The organism is Prevotella corporis DSM 18810 = JCM 8529 (assembly GCF_000430525.1).
GTDB lineage: Bacteria > Bacteroidota > Bacteroidia > Bacteroidales > Bacteroidaceae > Prevotella > Prevotella corporis.
Genome location: NZ_AUME01000001.1, coordinates 56,033 through 74,859 on the forward strand (window position 1 = coordinate 56,033; position 18,827 = coordinate 74,859).

The 18,827-nt window shown below is 47.9% G+C and carries 9 protein-coding genes; 4 read left to right on the forward strand and 5 right to left on the reverse strand.

The annotated features are described in order from the left end of the window. Nucleotides 1-104 precede the first annotated feature (104 nt). From H515_RS0100240 to H515_RS0100255, 4 genes are read left to right on the forward strand one after another with little or no spacing between them, the layout of a single operon-like run. The gene (locus H515_RS0100240; RefSeq protein WP_025875202.1) at nt 105-2,231 is read left to right on the forward strand and encodes a cation:proton antiporter; all 2,127 of its coding nucleotides are present in this window, start codon (nt 105-107) and stop codon (nt 2,229-2,231) included. After that, on the forward strand, nt 2,228-2,905 hold the full coding sequence (locus tag H515_RS0100245; protein ID WP_025875201.1) for an ABC transporter ATP-binding protein: 678 nt from the start codon (nt 2,228-2,230) through the stop codon (nt 2,903-2,905). Before H515_RS0100240 ends, H515_RS0100245 begins: the two co-directional genes overlap by 4 nt. A 36-nt stretch (nt 2,906-2,941) precedes the next feature. Further along, entirely contained in the window at nt 2,942-3,799 is an 858-nt protein-coding gene (locus H515_RS0100250) for a CvfB family protein (protein ID WP_025875199.1), read from the forward strand. 19 nt (nt 3,800-3,818) lie between these two features. Further along, nucleotides 3,819-4,601: a tRNA threonylcarbamoyladenosine dehydratase gene (locus tag H515_RS0100255; protein WP_025875197.1), complete on the forward strand. Its 783-nt coding sequence runs from the start codon at nt 3,819-3,821 to the stop codon at nt 4,599-4,601. A 310-nt stretch (nt 4,602-4,911) separates the two neighbouring features. Here the strand turns inward: H515_RS0100255 and ettA are convergent, their stop codons facing one another. The 5 genes from ettA to H515_RS0100280 form a co-directional block, all read right to left on the reverse strand. After that, a complete protein-coding gene (ettA, locus tag H515_RS0100260) occupies nt 4,912-6,609 on the reverse strand; it encodes an energy-dependent translational throttle protein EttA (RefSeq protein ID WP_028901417.1) in 1,698 nt (565 codons plus the stop codon). A gap of 300 nt (nt 6,610-6,909) precedes the next feature. After that, nucleotides 6,910-9,477, reverse strand: a complete 2,568-nt coding sequence (locus tag H515_RS12720) for a C10 family peptidase (protein WP_051274586.1) — start codon at nt 9,475-9,477, stop codon at nt 6,910-6,912. 71 nt (nt 9,478-9,548) lie between these two features. Further along, nucleotides 9,549-14,018 (reverse strand): choice-of-anchor J domain-containing protein, encoded by a 4,470-nt coding sequence (locus tag H515_RS0100270; protein WP_154653598.1) that lies wholly within the window; start codon nt 14,016-14,018, stop codon nt 9,549-9,551. A 1,088-nt stretch (nt 14,019-15,106) separates the two neighbouring features. Next, entirely contained in the window at nt 15,107-17,164 is a 2,058-nt protein-coding gene (locus tag H515_RS0100275; RefSeq protein WP_025875193.1) for a S8 family peptidase, read from the reverse strand. 76 nt (nt 17,165-17,240) lie between these two features. After that, nucleotides 17,241-18,515 (reverse strand): hypothetical protein, encoded by a 1,275-nt coding sequence (locus tag H515_RS0100280; protein ID WP_025875191.1) that lies wholly within the window; start codon nt 18,513-18,515, stop codon nt 17,241-17,243. Nucleotides 18,516-18,827: the final 312 nt, after the last annotated feature.

Below are 18,827 nucleotides of genomic sequence, written 5' to 3' on the forward strand. Positions count from 1 at the left end.
TTTTTATTAAACCTTTTCTGGTGCAAATTTACAAAATTCTGTCAACTATCAATCCTCAACCCACATCTTTTTGCTATCTTTGCAAATAATTATCATTAATAGAGATGTTCAGCATAGCGCAGTATTTCCCCATCACCGATCCAACGCTCATCTTCTTTGTCGTACTTTTGGTGATACTTCTGTCGCCCATCATTATGGGACGGCTGCGCATTCCGCATATCATCGGCATGGTATTGGCAGGCGTCTTGGTGGGAGAGTATGGCCTCGACATCCTGAAGCGTGATGCCTCATTTGAGCTTTTCGGAAGTGTGGGACTCTATTACATCATGTTCCTCGCCGGATTGGAGATGGATATGGAGGGATTGAAGAAGAACAAGGGGCGGGTTTCGATATTTGGGCTGCTCACATTCATCATTCCGTTCTTTCTGACCTATCTGATGGGGATTTATTTGCTGGGGTATTCTGAAATGTCCTCATTGCTACTGGGGTGCATTATGTCGTCGAACACCCTTGTTGCCTATCCCATTGTCGGCCGTTACGGACTGACGCAGCACCAAAGCTCAACGCTCAGCGTCGGAGCCACAATGATCTCGCTTCTTTTGGCACTCATCGGGATGGCCACTATTGTCAATTCGTACAACGGTGGCAGCGGAGGGGCGTTCTGGATATGGTTTATCCTGAAGTTTGCACTCTATATTTCCGGCCTGATATGGGGCATTCCAAGGATGGCTCGTTGGTTCTTGCGCCGTTATTCCGACAATGTCATGCAGTTTATCTTCGTGTTAGCCGTGATGTTTCTTTCGGCAGCGTTGTCCAATGCAATCGGTTTGGAAGGCATTTTCGGAGCATTCTTTTCCGGATTGATACTCAACCGCTTCATTCCGCGGTTCTCTCCGTTGATGAATCATATCGAATTTACGGGTAATGCGTTGTTTATTCCTTATTTTTTGATAGGCGTGGGTATGCTCATCAACGTGAGATTGCTCTTCACAGGACCACATATCATCTGGGTAGTGCTCTGCTTTGTCGTGTTCGGAACTGTCGGAAAAGGACTGGCAGCTTATCTTTCGGGATTACTTTTCCGATTGCCGAAGGTGGTTTGCAACATGCTTTTTGGGCTCACCAGTGCCCATGCAGCCGGTGCTATCGCAATGGTGATGGTCGGTCGCAAATTGGAGATTGCCCCAGGGCTGTTCCTTTTCAATGACGAAGTGCTCAATGGCATCGTCATGATGATTCTCTTTACTTGCGTTTTTTCAACGATGATGACCGAAAAGGCAGCTCAGCGCATCCGGTTGATGAAGAAAGAAGAGCCGGAAATGGTGCGAACGGACAACGATGAGCGGATTCTCATCCCTGTAAAGTATCCCGATTATGCCGACAACTTGCTGTCGCTGGCCATGATGATGCGCAATCCAAAGCATCGACGCGGACTTGTGGCATTGAATGTGGTGTACGATGATGTGAATGCGGCCAAGAATCAAGAGGAGGGACGCCAGCTTCTGGATCATCTCCGACGAGAAGCCAGCGCCGTTAACGTTCCTCTTGAGACGCAAGTGCGCATCGCTGCCAACATAGCCAATGGCATTAAGCATGCGTTCAAAGAGTTTCAGGCTTCCGAAATCGTAATGGGCCTGCACGCCCGACAAGAAATCACCAAGGGATTCTGGGGACAATTCACGCAGAGTCTCTACAACGGCCTGAGTCGGCAGATCGTTATTTCGCGCATCATGCAGCCACTGAACACGATACGTCGCATACAGGTGGCAGTTCCCTCACGTGCAGAGTTCGAACCGGGTTTCTACCGTTGGCTGGAGCGCCTCTCCCGCATTGCGGCCAATACGGAATGCCGAATCGTTTTCCATGGTAGGCAAGACACATTGCAGCTCATCAGTGGCTACGTTCGTAACCGACACCCAAGTGTCAGGGGAGAATATGTTCAGATGGAGCACTGGAAAGAGTTGCCGAGACTGGCAGCCGAGGTGAAGGAAGACCATCTCTTCGTCATCGTTACTGCCCGTAAGGGCACCATCTCTTACAAAACGGCGATGGAGCGTTTGCCAGAGGAAATCAATCGCTTCTTTAAGGGAAAGACAATCATGATCATTTTCCCCGACCAGTACGGCGACCGCATGGACGGAATGACCTTTGCCCAGTCGCAACATACGGAAGAGCGGAGTGCTTACGATGTTTTCCGAGAGTGGATCATAAGTAAAATAAGAAAAATATGATAGATATTACAGGTATCACCAAAAGTTTTGGATCGCTACAAGTGCTCAAAGGCATCGACTTGCACATCGAAAAGGGTGAGATAGTGAGCATTGTTGGCCCTTCAGGAGCAGGAAAGACGACGTTGCTTCAAATCATTGGCACGCTCGATCAGCCCGATGCGGGCTCCGTCAGTGTCGATGGGATTGAGACCAACCGCCTGTCGAGCAACAAGCTCAGCGATTTCCGTAACCGGCACCTTGGTTTTGTGTTTCAGTTTCATCAGCTCCTGCCAGAGTTTACAGCCATTGAGAACATCATGATTCCAGCATATATAGCAGGAGTCAAGCCCAAGGATGCCCGTGTGCGTGCCGAAGAGCTTCTGGAATTTATGGGATTGAGCGACAGGGCCACCCACAAGCCCAACGAACTGTCTGGAGGGGAGAAGCAACGAGTGGCCGTAGCCCGTGCGTTGGTCAACAATCCAGCTGTCGTCCTTGCCGATGAGCCGTCGGGAAGTCTCGATACGAAGAACAAGGAGGAACTTCACCGTCTGTTCTTTGAGCTTCGCGATAAGTTCGGACAGACTTTTGTCATCGTCACCCATGATGAGACGCTCGCCACTCTGACAGATAGGACCATACATCTCAAGGACGGACTGATTGTCAATGGCGACCAGCACCAAGGCGAAATATAACCCGAAACAATTCCAAGCACTAATAGAAGCATGAAGATGTCAAAATTAAACATAGGTGACTACAACACCCTAACTGTAGTAAAGGTGGCATTGCGCGAGGGCAACGGCGATCCTTTCGGACTCTATCTGGATGGAGGGCGAGAGGGAGAAATACTGATGCCAGAAAAGTATGTGCCCGAAGGAACGGCCATAGGCGACGAGCTGCGTGTCTTCGTATATCTTGATCAAGAGGAACGCCCCATAGCCACGACCGAGAAGCCACTGGCGGTGGTGGGAGACTTCGCTTATCTCGAATGTGCGTGGGTCAATGAATACGGGGCATTTCTGAAATGGGGCGTGACGAAAGACCTTTTCTGTCCGTTCCGTGAGCAGAAGATGCGCATGCAGATAGGAAACTCCTACATTGTGCACATCCATCTCGATGAGGAAAGTTACCGACTTGTTGCCTCCGCTAAGGTGGAGCATTACTTCGACGAGTCGTTCCCGCCCTACAAGCCAGGGCAAGAGGTTGATTTGCTCATCTGGCAGAAAACAGACCTTGGCTTCAAGGTCATCATCGACAACCAATATCCCGGACTTATCTATGAGGGACAAGTTTTTCAGTATGTACACACGGGCGACCGCATGAAGGGTTACATCTCGTCGGTCCGCCCCGATGGGAAGATAGACTGCACCCTGCAGCCGACAGGGCAGCGACATGCCACCGATTTCGCAGAGACGCTCCTCCAGTATCTCAAGGACAACGGCGGCCAGTGCAACCTTGGCGACAAGAGCGATGCCGAAGACATCAAGCGGCGCTTCCAAGTGTCGAAGAAAGTCTATAAGAAAGCCGTCGGCGACCTCTACAAGCGCCATCTCATCATTGTGGAACCACTTTCCATCAAGTTGGTATAATCCTCTCAATACTTAGTTAATGGAGAATCAATTTTCCAGAACCGAGCTTCTCATGGGTGCCTCCGCCCTGGCGACACTCCGCAACAGTCATGTGATTGTGTTTGGAGTGGGGGGAGTTGGTGGCTATGTGGTGGAAGTGCTTGCCCGCAGCGGTGTGGGGAACATTGACGTTGTGGATGATGATTTCGTAACACTCTCAAACATCAACCGACAAATCATAGCCACCCATTCATCACTCGGAAAGCCGAAGGTAGATGTCGTCGAGGCTCGCATCAAGGATATAAACCCCGAATGCAAGGTTGGCAAGTTCCAAACTTTCTATCTGCCCGAAACAGCCGGTCAGTTCGACTTCTCAAACTATGACTATGTGGTGGATTGCATTGACACCGTGGTGGCCAAACTTGACATTATAACACGTTGCCATCAGCTCGGCGTGCCCGTCATCAGTTCGATGGGGGCGGCATTCAAGCTCGATGCCACGCAACTTTGCATCACTGACCTGTTCAAGACCATCAACGATCCACTGGCAAAGGTTCTCCGCAAGAAGCTTCGTAAAACCAACGTGCGTGGTATCAAAGTTGTTTATAGTCCCGAAGAGCCGCTGACCAGTATTGAGCCTCGGCAAGTGGATGGGGCGACGCCCGCCGAAGCGGAGGAGAAGACGGGAATAGCGCATAAAAAGCGTTCAACTCCCGCCTCTAATGCCTGGGTTCCGGCTGCTGCAGGGTTAATCGCCGGTGGTGAGGTTGTGAAGGATATTTGTGTCAAGGCTGGAACAATGCGCAATGGTTCCCTGACATAGTCGTATAAAGAAAAATTACTATTACCAAGCGGTGTCTTGCCTTTCGCACGACAAAAGCTAAGCTATCACATTATAAAAGGTCAGCTTTCGTATGACGAAAGCTGACCTTTTGTGTGTGGAAACTTATCATGTTGAAAATCAACTTGTTACGTAAGATGAAAAAGCCGTGATGTGTAACTCCAAATTGGGTATCAGATCGCACTTTCACCCTTGGATGATGAGAGGCCTTGAGGCCTATCAAAGGAATGGAAAAGTGTATGTCGAACCATGCGGTTGCCATTCTGTCATGCACTCATCTGCCTGTGTTGGGTTAGTCTTCCATCAACTTGCGGTAGCGGCCTTTCTTGATTTCTTCGTTGCCTGTTCGCATGGCCTTGTTGATTTCGTATTCGGAGTAGGTGCCTTCGAAGAAGAACACCTCGCCGTTGCCCTCGAAAGCGAGGATGTGGGTACAAATTCGGTCGAGGAACCAGCGGTCGTGACTGATGACTACTGCACATCCGGCAAACGATTCCAGACCTTCTTCGAGTGCACGGAGCGTGTTCACGTCGATGTCGTTGGTCGGCTCGTCGAGCAACAGCACGTTTCCCTCCTGCTTCAGTGCGAGTGCGAGTTGCAAACGGTTTCGCTCACCGCCCGAAAGTACACCGCAGAGTTTGCTCTGGTCGGTTCCGGCGAAGTTGAAACGTGACAGGTAGGCGCGTGAGTTGATGTCTCGTCCGCCCATTCTGATGGTTTCATTGCCTTGTGCCACCACATCATAGACAGTCTTGTTGGGGTTGATGTCCTTGTGTTGCTGGTCAACGTAGGCGAGTTTGACAGTCTCTCCGACTTCGAATGTTCCAGCGTCGGGTTTTTCCAGCTCCATGATGAGGCGAAACAGGGTGGTCTTGCCAGCACCGTTCGGACCTATCACGCCGACGATGCCGTTTGGCGGGAGCATGAAGTTGAGGTCGTCGAACAGCAGTTTCTCGCCAAATGCCTTCTTGACGTGCCGTGCCTCGATGACTTTGTTTCCCAGACGCGGTCCGTTAGGTATGAATATCTCAAGCTTCTCCTCTCGTTCCTTCTGTTCTTGGTTGAGCATCTGCTCGTATGAGTTCAGACGGGCCTTGCCCTTTGCTTGGCGGGCCTTGGGTGCCAGCCTTACCCACTCAAGCTCTCGCTCCAGTGTCTTGCGTCGTTTCGATTCGGTTTTTTCCTCCTGTGCCATGCGCTTTGTCTTTTGATCGAGCCATGAGGAGTAGTTGCCCTTCCATGGAATGCCTTCGCCACGGTCGAGTTCAAGAATCCATTCGCTCACGTCGTCAAGGAAATAGCGGTCGTGAGTCACGGCAATCACCGTGCCTTCGTACTGCTGCAGGTGCTGTTCGAGCCAGTCTATGCTTTCGGCATCCAGATGGTTGGTCGGCTCGTCAAGGAGTAACACGTCGGGCTTCTGCAGCAGCAGTCGGCAGAGGGCCACGCGACGGCGCTCGCCTCCTGACAGGTTGGTCACGGGTAAGTCGCCGGCCGGGCAGCGGAGGGCTGCCATGGCTCTGTCGAGCTTCGAGTCCATGTTCCATGCGTCGGTCGAATCAATGATATCCTGTACCTCAGCCTGCCTTTGCATGAGCTTGTCCATCTTGTCTGGATCGCTATAATATTCCTCTTGCCCGAACTTCACGTTGATTTCGTCGTATTCACGCAAAGCATCGTACACGTGTTGTACGCCTTCCATGACATTCTCCTTCACGGTTTTCTCTTCGTTGAGGGGCGGGTCCTGAGGCAAGTAGCCTACGGAGTAACCCGGACTGAAAACCACTTCGCCCTGAGTGGGCTGCTCTATGCCAGCGATGATTTTCATCAAAGTTGATTTTCCTGCTCCGTTGAGACCGATGATACCTATTTTCGCTCCATAGAAGAACGACAGGTATATGTTCTTTAGAATCTGTTTTTGGTTTTGTGGGATGATTTTCGATACGCCCACCATTGAGAAGATAATCTTCTTGTCATCTACTGTTGCCATATAATTGATTATAGTTGTTCACTTTTAAGGGGTTGTTCATCTCAGTGGATTGCCTTTGGTAATCGCTTTTCCCTATGTGCTTTCCCTATGTCGTCACACACTTGCAGCGATTTTCATCACCAAAGATAGTAAATAAGTCTGCACTGTGCAAGTAAAAGAACGGAAATCAGCACGAAACAGGGATGGAAAGACCTAAAGAGGGATACAAAAAGCAGACGCAGTATGCGACCCTTCGGTGTCCGTTGATGCGAACTGAGTCTGCAATACTGCGTCTGTTGTGAGAGTAATCCAGTTGGGGGATTACTTGATGATTACCTTCTTACCCTTGTGGATGTAAATGCCACCCTTTGCAGGCTTCATAACCTTCACGCCACCCAAGGTGTAGTAAGGTTCGTTGTCTGTTTCCTCGGAGTTCACTTCTTCGATGCCTGCTGCGTCTTTATAGACCATTACGTAGCCACCCTCACAGTCAAACTCATAGTTTTTGGCTTCTGCGCCATCCACATAGACGTGGTAGAGGCCTTCTGTTGTGAATGAAGTGACAACGTTTCCGTCCTTGTCCTTAATGATGAAGGTTGGCTCCTTCGTGAAGGTGCAGGTGGTCTCGCCGTTCTTCAGTCCGCTGATTTTGTAAGTTGGCGTATAGGCGTCGCCGAGATTGATGTGCTTGTCGTCAACCTTGAGTGTTGCCTTAGCCTTCGTGATGACAAGTGTGCCGTTGAAGAGCTGGAGCATGTCCGACTCGATGGTTCCGCGGGCAATCTTGATTTCGTAATCGCCAACCTCCGATGTCGGAGTTGCCACACATGATAATGCTGGTTCGCCCACGAAATCGTCACCATCGAACCGGTAGCCGAACTCTGGATTCTCGTCGCCGTACATGCGTGTGGCCGTGCTTGCGTAGATGTCTGTTCCGAATGGGAGGATGTTGTCGTAGTCAACGAAGAATTCCTTCCACTGCTCCGTTGCCTTGTAGATGTCTTCTGTGTGCAGAGGCACATAGAGTTTAGTTATGGCTTTGTTGATGTCGGCAAATACCTTCTCGCCCAAGTTGCAAGGAGTCTTTCCATAAACACGAATGCTGTTGAAGGCATAGCTGCCCTCGAATGCGTTGTTGTCAATCTTCTCAACAGTGGCGGGAATGATAATGTCGGTCAGTCGCTGGCAGCCTGAGAACCCGTAAGGATGAATCTTCTTCACTGTCGCATCCACCGTGAACTTCTGTGTTGCTAATGGCAATACTTCGATGAGCTCTGTGGCGTCCTTGGAATAAAGAACATTGTTTTTCAGTTGATATTGCTTGTCAGCTCCTTCAGGGATGACAATCTCTTGGATGCTGTTGAGTTTTCCGAAAGCACCGTCGCCAATCTTGGTAATAGAAGTAGGGAGTATAATCTTTCTCAGGCTCTGACAGCCAAAGAATGCACGTTCTGGTATCTCATTGTTAGCAGTGGTGAGGTTTCCGTCAACAAGGAACGGATCACCGCCCGACACAATGTTTGCTTCTTTCAGGTCAATGGTCTCAAGAGCGCCGTTCGTTGTCTTGCCATATTCGTCGCAACCGGCAATGCTACGCAAGAACTTGATGTCGGTAGAGTTGATGCTTCCCTTCACGGTCAGTGACTGAAGGATTTCAAGGTCTGCTGCTGAAATCTTGTCTTTGAGAGTTCCAGGCACTTCGACATCTATTGATAGCGCCTTGTCTCTTGCTGGACGGTTGGGAGCGAGACCAATAATCATGCTCTGTGCTTCTGAGAATTGGTAGTTGCTTGGGTTCAAGAGATTCACATCGTAGTAACCGTTGTCTTCTCCGTTCCATCCCCAGTTCACATAAACTTTACCTTCTTCATTGTAACCACAGAGAACAAAGGCGTGGCCACCGTTATTAGGGTTCTTGTCGCTTGCTCCATAGAAGATAGCGCGACGCTCGCTGATTTCCTTGAAAATAAGGTCCATCCATTCAGCATCCTTGGCAATATAATCCATGCGGTAAAGGAGTTGCATGGTAGAAGGATACTTGAAGTTGGCCTTCAGCCCAGCATAAGCTGCGTTGATGGGAGTTCCTGAGACGTCAGAGGCATAGCTCATGTCGGCAGCAAAACCGCAGTCGCGCATCAATGTTGCAACGGCCATCGCCTCTTCTTCGCTGAACGCACCTTTCTTATATACGTCGCGCATGTCGTTCCATCTGTAATTGCTCTGGGTGAAATCCACGGTAAAATCCTTTTTGGAACCGTCTGGCTGTTTCACAGTTAAAGTTTTGGTACCTGTTCCTGTGTCAGGATATTTGTTGTAGCGCAGAATTTGTGCCATGGCAGTGGCCACACAACCCGTAACGGCTGTTGTTCCGCCATGATAATTCTGTCCGGGGGTACTGTTACTCTTTGCTGCTGTTGGACAAAGGCGGTTATATGGATCTTGCTGTCCCCACTTAACATTGACAAATGATTCGATTTTTTGTGGGTATTTGGCAGGATTCGGTTTGATGACTTTAAGAACTTTGCCCTTTGCAACAATGTTCTTTACAGCCTTCTCGACTGCCTGTAAGTACCATTTGAAGTTGTCATTCGTATTTTCATCGTTGAAAGCTGATTCTGAATAACCGATGACTTCAGGAGCTAGGTCATCATTACTAATGATTACATATCCACCAGTGGGGGCACCAACAACCGTGAACGCTTCGTTTTCTTTCAGTATTTCAAGTTTGTTACTTGAAAAAGAAGGAGCCTTGCGCTGGCTGCTGCTGGCCTTCAAGGTGCGCTGAGCTGCCTTCATGATGGCTGCCTTGTCTCTTGGAGCTGCAAAACTTGGAGCTGCTAAAGCTACGAAGAGTGCCAAGCAAGCTATATTTCGTATTTTGTTATACATAATATTGAATTGTTTGATTTTTGTTATAGTGAGGCAAAGCAAGCCTTTTGGCCCGCTCTGCCAATACTATATTACTTGTTGATCATTACTTTCTTGCCATTGATGATATAGATACCACGTCTCAATGAATTGAGATCCTTTGCGTTCTTCAATACCTGAACACCTTCCAAGGTATAAACATTGTATGATGAGGCTTCTTTACTTTCAATTCCGCGGATGTCAGTTACCACATTGACTTCTACAGGCTCAGACTCCATGCCACCTGCATAAACGGCTGTAATGCTGTAGGTGTGCGTTCCATCGTTGTTTGGCTGGTCCTCAAACTTGTAGTCTGTGCTTGTGCCAATCAAGATACCATCGCGGTAGATGTTATATGCAACAGGTGTATTACCCTTCATGAAGGTAATATCATCAATCATGAACATCGTCGTGCTTGAACTTGGGCTGTTCTGACGGATAGCAAAGAAACGCGCTCCTTCTGGAAGGTCAACAGAGATATTCACCCACTGACCTGTGTTGGTGGTGTGTGTGTCTCCAATTTTGATAAACTTCCTAATGTCAAGTGGATTGATACCCTTTGAATAACGCACCTCGAAGGTTTCTGCGTATGTACCAGTGTTCTTTACCCAGAAGTCGATAGTCTGGGCCTTTCCTGGTAATGCGGGACTGATCATCCAGTTATCAGCAGCCATTGGAACTGCCTTAGAAAGGTTAGCAACTTGCAGGAATGACATGGCACACTTATCTCCTGAATGTGTGGTCACATGCTTCTTGTACTTGTTGTCTGGGTAATCTTTCGGTTGAGCCACGATGAATGCAAACTGTTCGCGGTTGTGTGGGAACTTGAAGTTTTCACCGTCTAGTGATACGTTGTAGCCTTTATCGACATCGACGAGTGTCCACTCACCCATAGTTGTTGACCAAGGATCGTAGCTTTCGAAGTCTTCTGTTACGGTCGGAGTCTCGATTGCTGGCTCGCTCCAGCTTAAACCAACGACTGGTGTGTTGTCACCTGTCGATGTCACGTTCTCTGGTTTCGGCATGTTGTTGTCAGCATATTCGATGATTGCGTTGTCGATATTGTTCTTCTTCTCAACATCGCCCACTGCTACAACCTCAGCTTTCACGTCGAGCTGGTCAGCTGCATCATTTAGAGAGGTCTGGTATGAAACTGGAAGCAGTTCGTAGTCGGTTGTCTTGAGTGTCTTTGTGAGAGCGACCTGACTTACTTCTGTTCCGTTGACAGATATCTTCACCATGGTTTTGGCATCGAGATCGTTCTGTCCCAAGTTTGTAATCTTAACCTTGAAATCAACCTTGTGTCCCTTGTTCACGGTCTTAGGTGTCACCAGCTCTACAGCTGCATCGTTTGGAAGGGGATCAACGAAGTTGAAATTGTCAACATAGATAGGTGCTTCTGCCTGCTTTTCTGTAGCTTCTCCGAGGATAATAAAGCTGATATAGTTAGTCTTTGTCAGTTCCTTTGGAAGTTTAACGACTGCCTTTTGCCATTCGCCAGCGTTGGTTATGGTGTTGAAATCCTTGATATCAATGCGTTGTGCTGTACCGTTCATGGGCTGAGCAACAAGAACCATCTTGCGTTTTGCGTTCGGAGTGCACTTATAGTCGAATATGAGTTGAGGATTTACTGCACCGCGGAGGCTTACCTTACCCAACATAATCATGGCACTGCCTGTTTCCTTAGGATCGTAGTAGAGGCAGCCGTTGTCCTTATCGGATGACTCTCCTTTCAGCATTATCCATTCATCGCCAGCTTCACTTGCGACTCCAGCCATGAACATTCCATCGTCTGAGCCGTTGGCAAAGCTCCGGTGGTGAGGCATTTGATAGGGTTTACCCACCAACATGGACTTAATCTTCATCGGCCCTCCTCCAGAGGCATTCCTTGGTGTGACTGCCCAGTAAGCGATGCGTTGTGTACCTTCGTAAGTTTTGAAATCTTCAATAGTATATTCAGTCACACCCTTTGCAGTTTGTCCTATCTCTTCAATCTCTGTGGATGATTTAACGTAGTGGATTTGATACCACAGCCCTGCTGGGTTAATCAATCCGCCTTCAGCTGCTCCCGGAGCCTTCCATGTGAGTTTTACAGAGTTTAGTTGGTCAATGGCTGACAAACTTGGGATAGCGCCAGGTTTATCTTGTCCCACTTTGATGGTAATGGTGGCTTTCTGTCCCACGCCATTTTCGTTGTAGGCATAGATGTCGTAGGTGTTGTCGCCGTGTTCGGCATTGGTATCGTGAACAGTACAAACTTGTCCTGGAGTTACCGGAGAGACAGTGCCCACCATGCGGTCGCCACTCATCACGACAATCTTATCGAGCGATGTGATTGTCTCGCCCTTGCGGTTCTTTGTCGGTGCTGTGAATTTGATAAATGCCTCATCCAGTCCGCTTGGCTCGGTCTCGCCACTCAGGTTGGTCACTGAGGCAGGAGCGGTAGGTAATGGTCCTAATTCAACTTTGAAGTTATCGATGGCCACGAAATACGACCCCGATTCTGATACGGCATGGAAACCGAAGTTATAGTTACCGTCAGAACCGATGGTGATTTCTTTCTCGTAGTTTGTCACGATACTTGCCTTACCTGGGTATTCTGTCACTGGCATCAACTGCTCTGTGAGGAGTGTTTCGTTGTCGTTGGCATCCTTGCCCCATTTTACCTCAAGTTTTTCCTTGTAGGCGGCTGGGGTGATGACGTCGTACTTAACGAAGTATGTATAGCCGGCCTTCAAGTGGATAGGGGGCGAAATCAGCCAGCTGTCGCTCTTACCCTTGAAGCTGCTGCTACATTTCATATACTTTTCTTCCTTGTCCCATTCCCAGTCGTTATAACTGCCTTTAACTCTGTTCACCTTAATGTAAGGTGTAGTGCTGGCTTCGTTGTCGAACGTTTCGCTGTAGTTAGGCTCATAGGCCTTGCCGTAATAGAATTCTTCAGTTTGGTCGTATTCACCTTCAACATCACCGTTGATGGTCTGTATGACATAGTAGTAGTTGCCGAATACAGCGTCGGCAGGCAAGTCCTCCTCAAATGTAAAGCCTGATTGCTTTTCGCTTACGAGTTTCAATTTGCCATTCTCAACCCGATACACGTTGTATGTTACATTTCCTATATATCCATCGTGCAATGTTTCTGTTGAGGCTGTCCATGTGATTTTGACATGCGAGTTATTGCTTCCGCTTCTTGTCATGATGATATCGCCCGGAGCAGCCATTTCATCGTGACCTACCCACTGGTTGTCTATGAATTTTGCACCTTCGCCAACGGCGTTTGAGGTGATAATCTTGAAATTGCACATGCCTGCCTCAGGAACGGTCACGTCTGGCTCGATGGTCTCACCCGGCTTAACAGTACCCTCGGCAACTTTCTTGCCATTGACATAGATGGTATAGCTCAGTGTGGTGCCAGTTGGCAGCGCATCACCGGCGTATGTTGTGGTAGGAGCGGTGAATTTAACTTTTCCTGATAAAGAACCGTTGGCAAAACTGTATGAGACGTCGGTCACCTTGTTTGGTGCGCCATCTGCAGCCTCAGCACCTGGAATGGCCATGCCCACGACTGCATCGGGGAGAGCGCCGATTTCGGTAGCGGCACCAGTCGTGAGGTTAACCGTGTAGAGCTTCGATACCATATTGCCGTCGGTCGCAGCCCAATAGAACTCGCCCGAAACAGGATCAATCTCACCACTCTGCTCATAGTATTTATTGGCAGATGTCATGACCTTCACACCCGTAGCACCCACGAGTGTCTCATTACCTGTAGATGGATCAATCTTGTATAGATTTCCGTCGGTTGCCACACCATAGGCAAAGTTATCATTGCCGTAGCCTAATGCAACAATTCTATGCTGGCTTTTCTTGATGACTGTGCGACTTTGGGTAGCATAATCGACAAAGCCCCATTCAAGTGCGCTCAAGTCGCTGGTGAAGAACTGGCCGAAAACCTTCGACGATTTGGGGTCTTTTGCTGTTTCTGTAGCAAGTAACGACTTGTCGTAAATCTGTGCAGGCTCTTCGGTTGCAGACTCCCATGTGTCAGTGTTGAATTCGTATAGATCAATCATTTTCATGCCGCCCAGCTCCCAAACGTTCATTCCGTAGTACTTGTTGTCTATGAGTGCGCAGCCACCATTGAATTTTACATCATAGCCCAATGTTTTGAGAACATTGTAACTGATGCTTGCCGATGGTGTGAATGATATCATTTCTCCATAGTCGCCTGAAATATGGCTACCCAGAATTTCGACCTTACGTGCTGTAAGTACCGGTGATTTCAGAGGAGAGGATACATTGTAAGAAGGCATGAGAGCTGTGAACGGAGTCGTCATGTCTGCTTTCTTCGGTATCATTTCGTCGAAAAGTGCGAAATTGATGGCACGATCTCCCTGGTGCTGTGAAATTCGTTTTTGGATTTCATACTTGCGGGCCATTTGTTTCTTGAGCTTTGTCTGCGCTAACGCAGGTATCGCAATACAAGTGGCAATCAAACAAGCACAAAAATAGGTAAATCTTTTCATGTCATTGTGATTTTGTTAACGATTGTATTTATATTAGTTATTATCTTTTCTTCCTGTACTGTTTTATGATTTATGTTGTAGAACAGAATAAACACTTGAGTATTAGCTATTTCAACCGTTGGCGCCAGCCTCAGCTTCGAGTCGTGTTGAACATTGTCTGACGTTAGTTGGCGGTAGCGATAGCAAGAGGCTCAATTAACTTCTGTTGAACGGTTTGTCATAATTATAATTAAGGTAGAATTAAATTCTCTTCGTTTAGGTCGGTGCTAAATTATACATTTTTTTTATATTTCCCAAATATTCATGAACTTTTTTCCAAAAGAGTTATTGTTAAAAGTCCTTCCAATATACGTAAATTCTGGTATTAATAGTCTTTCTTTCAGATGTTTATGTCGTATAATAGACACTTTGTAGGATAGGTGCAATGGCTTGCTTACAAATCATAACTTGATGTTTTCGACGACAATCGAATTGAAAACGGTTCAGGTTCAAATGACCAATTTATGTTAAAGGCATCGTAATATCGAAAAAATGGGGGAGTAAGGCTCAATTATTTTTATCGAGTTTGTAACATGTTGGAAATGAGTGCGATAGGAATGATTGTGCGAAACCTGACCTTTCGCGCAACGAAAGCTGACCTTTTGTCTCTTGAAAGCTGACCTTTTGAAATCCCATCAGTCATCCGTGTCTGTGCTGACTTTGTCTGATGGTAGGTGCGAAGGTTTGTTTTATCTGTAGAAATATCTATTCGTTGGCTTGGAAAAGGGGGCTGGAGTTATAGCAAGGGTGGTGGGGAAAAAGGAGTTAGAGGCCCTCCAAAGAGGCCTTTAACTCCAATAGATCGCCAGAATCTGTTCTGATTTTATTTGAATGCTTGCCTGCTCGTTTGTCATTTTTCAAAAACGTAGCGTGCTGCGATAGGAGAGTGCGTAATGAAAGCCCTACACGTGAATGATTACCGAATTATTGATGCTCGCTAAACACCCATTCCACAATCTGCCTTCGTTGTCCAATCGGCAGATTATGCTCCTTAGAGCTGCATGCGATTTTGCCAGACAGAGCTTCAGAATTTCAGTCAACATCAATAACTAAATCTTGATCTTCACCGATAGGGTGGTCTTCCCGTTGATTCGCACCACATAGATGCCTGGTGTAAGACCCTCTAACTGCATCGAAGAACCATCTGCCTGTTTGAGCAATAAGCCCGAAACAGAGTATAGCTGGATACTCTCGGCGCCACTTGCCATGATGGTGTGCGTCTTGGTATCGTAAAGGTATTGTAAGGTTGATGAGCCGATTGATGCCGTGCCGATTCCAGCTGTGCTGATAATACTCTTCAAGCCAGCCAGTGCATCGAGCTTTCCGTTCCCGAATGCATTGTTGGGAACCATGCCTGTGAAGCTGTCCGACTGCGATGTGCTGGCAAGCAACTTCCTTACCTCGGCCGCGGTCAAATCGTTCTTGGCCTGAAGCCACAAGGCCATTGTGCCAGTGACAACAGGTGTTGCCATAGAAGTTCCGTAGGCTATGCCCCAGAAATAGTTACGGCCGTTGCTGGTCTTCGAATGGGTCTTCAGGTTGTTGGGAAGGTTGTAGGGAGCGGCAAACGAATTGAACGATGAGATGACCGCTGCGCCCGGTGCCACGACTTCAGGTTTTGTGCGTCCGTCGAACGTAGGTCCTTGTCCTGACATTGGATAAAGGTCGTTGCGCGTCCATTTCGTATCTTGCTTCTTGCCCGTTATATCCGTATAATATCTTCGGCTTACGTATGCTCCAACAGCAATAGGCTCTTTTCCTGTGGCTGTGGAGGCTATCGACGACTCGTTGGTTCCGGCAGTGAATCCTGCCTTGTCACCATCGGTAAATATTCCATAGTCGCTGTTGACCATCATGTTGCCGTTTTTGGCGGTCATCTCCACCTCCCATATCTCGCCGGCAGCGCATCGGTAGAGTAAATTGAGCGAAAGCGCATGCCGCCCTGTACGTCTGTTGACCATCGATGAGGCCGTCAGCTGTGATCCGGCAGCATCGTCAGTGCCGAAATTCCTGAAGCTCTTGGTCCATTCCGTCTCCGTAGAGAAGGTCTGAGTGAAGAGCTCGTCGCCAGTGTTCGTATTGCGGAGGGTCAGTTTTAGTGTGTACGTACCGTCTTTCTCTCCCAATATGAACATATTGTCTCGGCCGTAGGCAGGCACTTTCCATATACTTTTCAGTGTTGAACTTGTTTTCAGCGTGGCGGAGCGGTGTCCCTCATTTCCGGTAGCGATGGCAACTAAAATTCCTTTCTTGTCTGCCAACAATCCATCGATCATTGAGGCGAGCATGCTTGAGCCGTCCTTATACCCCAGTTCCACACCAAAACTAATGTTGATGGCTAACGGCTTGTTTTGAGCCTGTGCGTAATTTATCAGGAAGTCCACTCCGTCAACAATGCTTTGCTCGGTTTTATTGGTTGATACCAGCACAATGTCGGCCTCAGGAGCAACTCCTTTGAAGTTGCCCTCTGCGCTTCCCACAGCAATTCCCGCCACATGGGTGCCGTGTGTATCGAACGATTTGTCATGCATGGCTGCCGCTACAGCTGCTGGCGAGTCATAGACTCTACCATAACCATAGCTGTTGTTTGGCGATGAACTGTCTGTCTGGTCCCATGCGCATTGAATCCTACTGTTGCCCGCTGCATCCTTGAAGTTGGGATGGGTATAGTCAAAACCTGTGTCGATGATGCCTACGATGACACCCTTGCCTTTGTATGAGCCTGAAAGTCCATTTGTTCCAGCATGAATCTCGTCTATATGCGACAATACACGTACGGAATCAAGCATCTCCCGGGCGGTCTCGCCTATATCAATTCTCACCACTGAAGGGTCGTTTGCAAGGGAATCGACCATCTGCAAAGGAACAATGGCCGTATAACGATTGCCGACCTTCACATTCAGGTGGACTCCATAGTGCGATGCGAGCATCGCTGCATCAGCATCCTCCTTTAGGGTTAGAAAAGCATTTGCATTTTGTTTTTTATGGGATAATTGAGCTGCAACGGTTCTGGCCGTCAATTTGGGGGAATGAAGCCTGATGCTTTGTGCCGCGAGTGGCAAGGATAGCAGCGCAGTGAGTACAAGTAAGCTAATTTGTTTTCTCATAATAACTAAATATTGAAAAGCATAACCGCCCTGCAAACTTTGACTTACAGGGCGGGGGATATTGGATAGATTCTTATTATTTTACAAGTATCTTGGTAACGGTTGTAGCCGATTTTACGATGTACAAGCCTTCTGCAGGCAATGCAATGTGAGTGCCCTGACCGATAAGGCTGCCGCCTACGGTAAAGATTGATACTTTCTGTGAAGCCGTAATCTCACGGCCATTGATGACGAAGTTGCCCTCAGTTGGAGCGTTAACTGTCTCTTCGATTCCGTCCGATGCAGCTTTTACAAGCCATGCGAGAACAGGGAATCCGCTGTTGATGCCTTTTTCGTCCTTAACAAATGGAGTGGGATCCTGTCCGGCATTGAGTGCGTCGAGCACTTCCTGTGTCTTCATCTCATCGGCTGTCTTTGCCGTTGCGCTGGGGTCAGATAGACCGCTGGTTGCCTCTACATAGTAGTTGTTCTCCACTTTGCCATTGCTTGACGATTTGTCGCCCACGACAGCGTGAGGCTCAAATATGCCTGCGAGAACAGGAGCCGTCACTTTGCCCGTATTGTAGCAGTTGATAACAGATGATTGGTCGAAAAGACTGCTGGCGATACCACCGGCACCGTAACTTGGACTTGATGTTACTGGACCAGCATTGATACAGTTCTTGACAACTGTGTTTCCAACTGGCTGTGCAATGATACCACCAACATCGGCTGTACCTTGAATCTCACCAGTGTTGAAACAACACTGAATAATGCCATCGTCTGCAACTGCGACGATACCACCACAGTTCATCGTGCCATTCAAACGGCCTTGGAAGAGAATGTTCTCCACCAAGCCACCAGTCATGTGTCCTACGAGCGATCCTGTCTCAAGGGTGCCTGCAACCTGTACCGAATTGGAGAGAATTACATTATGGATGTGGGCTGGGGCATTGATAGCTGCAAACAAGCCTGTACCACCGAGCTCGCCTTCTTCCTCCAACTGAATCATGAGATTTCTGATGGGCTTGTTGTTTCCATCAAATGTGCCCTTGAAATAGAAAGAATTGTCTTCTTGTTGCATAGTGGTGGTATTGAAAGCATTGTCGAACTTTCCAATCGGACGGAATATCCGACCTGCGTCAGCGCCCATATTCAGCTCATTTGCAACCTTGAAAAATTTTCCTTCGTAGGTTTCTGTTGCATTCACCGATGTGCTGAGATAGGCTAAATTGGCTGGTGTTTCTATCAGATAGGGATTGGCTTCCGTGCCATCACCATTTGTCCAGATTGCCGCTGTTCCGTCCCAAGCCTGCGCTGATGCTGTTAACGTCGCAACGAAGGCGAATAATGCAGTAAAAATTTTCTTCATAAATAAATGTAAATTAAGAATGGATAATAAATAATTAAATAGTTTCCTTACACTGTAGGCAGTGGTTCCACCTACTTGTAATTTGGCTTCAGTTCAGCAAAGATATTTATTTTTATTAATATCCGCAAGCTTTAGTATCAAAAAGTTCATATTTTGTCGGATTTTGTTCCTCTTGTGAATATTAAACGTATATATATTTAACGAATTGGCAGATAGATGTGCAATCCGTTGTTGAGTGTCGGGATGGGGATGAATGTCCCGATTGTGTTTTCTCCTTCGATAATCAAAAATAGGAACTCAGAAGTAGTGGGA

Excerpts from the sequence above, each read along its gene's own strand:
- H515_RS0100275 (WP_025875193.1), bottom strand. The coding sequence starts at position 17,164 with ATGAGAAAACAAATTAGCTTACTTGTACTCACTGCGCTGCTATCCTTG.
- H515_RS0100245 (WP_025875201.1), top strand. The coding sequence starts at position 2,228 with ATGATAGATATTACAGGTATCACCAAAAGTTTTGGATCGCTACAAGTG.
- H515_RS0100240 (WP_025875202.1), top strand. The coding sequence starts at position 105 with ATGTTCAGCATAGCGCAGTATTTCCCCATCACCGATCCAACGCTCATC.
- H515_RS12720 (WP_051274586.1), bottom strand. The coding sequence starts at position 9,477 with ATGTATAACAAAATACGAAATATAGCTTGCTTGGCACTCTTCGTAGCT.
- H515_RS0100280 (WP_025875191.1), bottom strand. The coding sequence starts at position 18,515 with ATGAAGAAAATTTTTACTGCATTATTCGCCTTCGTTGCGACGTTAACA.
- H515_RS0100250 (WP_025875199.1), top strand. The coding sequence starts at position 2,942 with ATGTCAAAATTAAACATAGGTGACTACAACACCCTAACTGTAGTAAAG.
- H515_RS0100255 (WP_025875197.1), top strand. The coding sequence starts at position 3,819 with ATGGAGAATCAATTTTCCAGAACCGAGCTTCTCATGGGTGCCTCCGCC.
- ettA (WP_028901417.1), bottom strand. The coding sequence starts at position 6,609 with ATGGCAACAGTAGATGACAAGAAGATTATCTTCTCAATGGTGGGCGTA.
- H515_RS0100270 (WP_154653598.1), bottom strand. The coding sequence starts at position 14,018 with ATGAAAAGATTTACCTATTTTTGTGCTTGTTTGATTGCCACTTGTATT.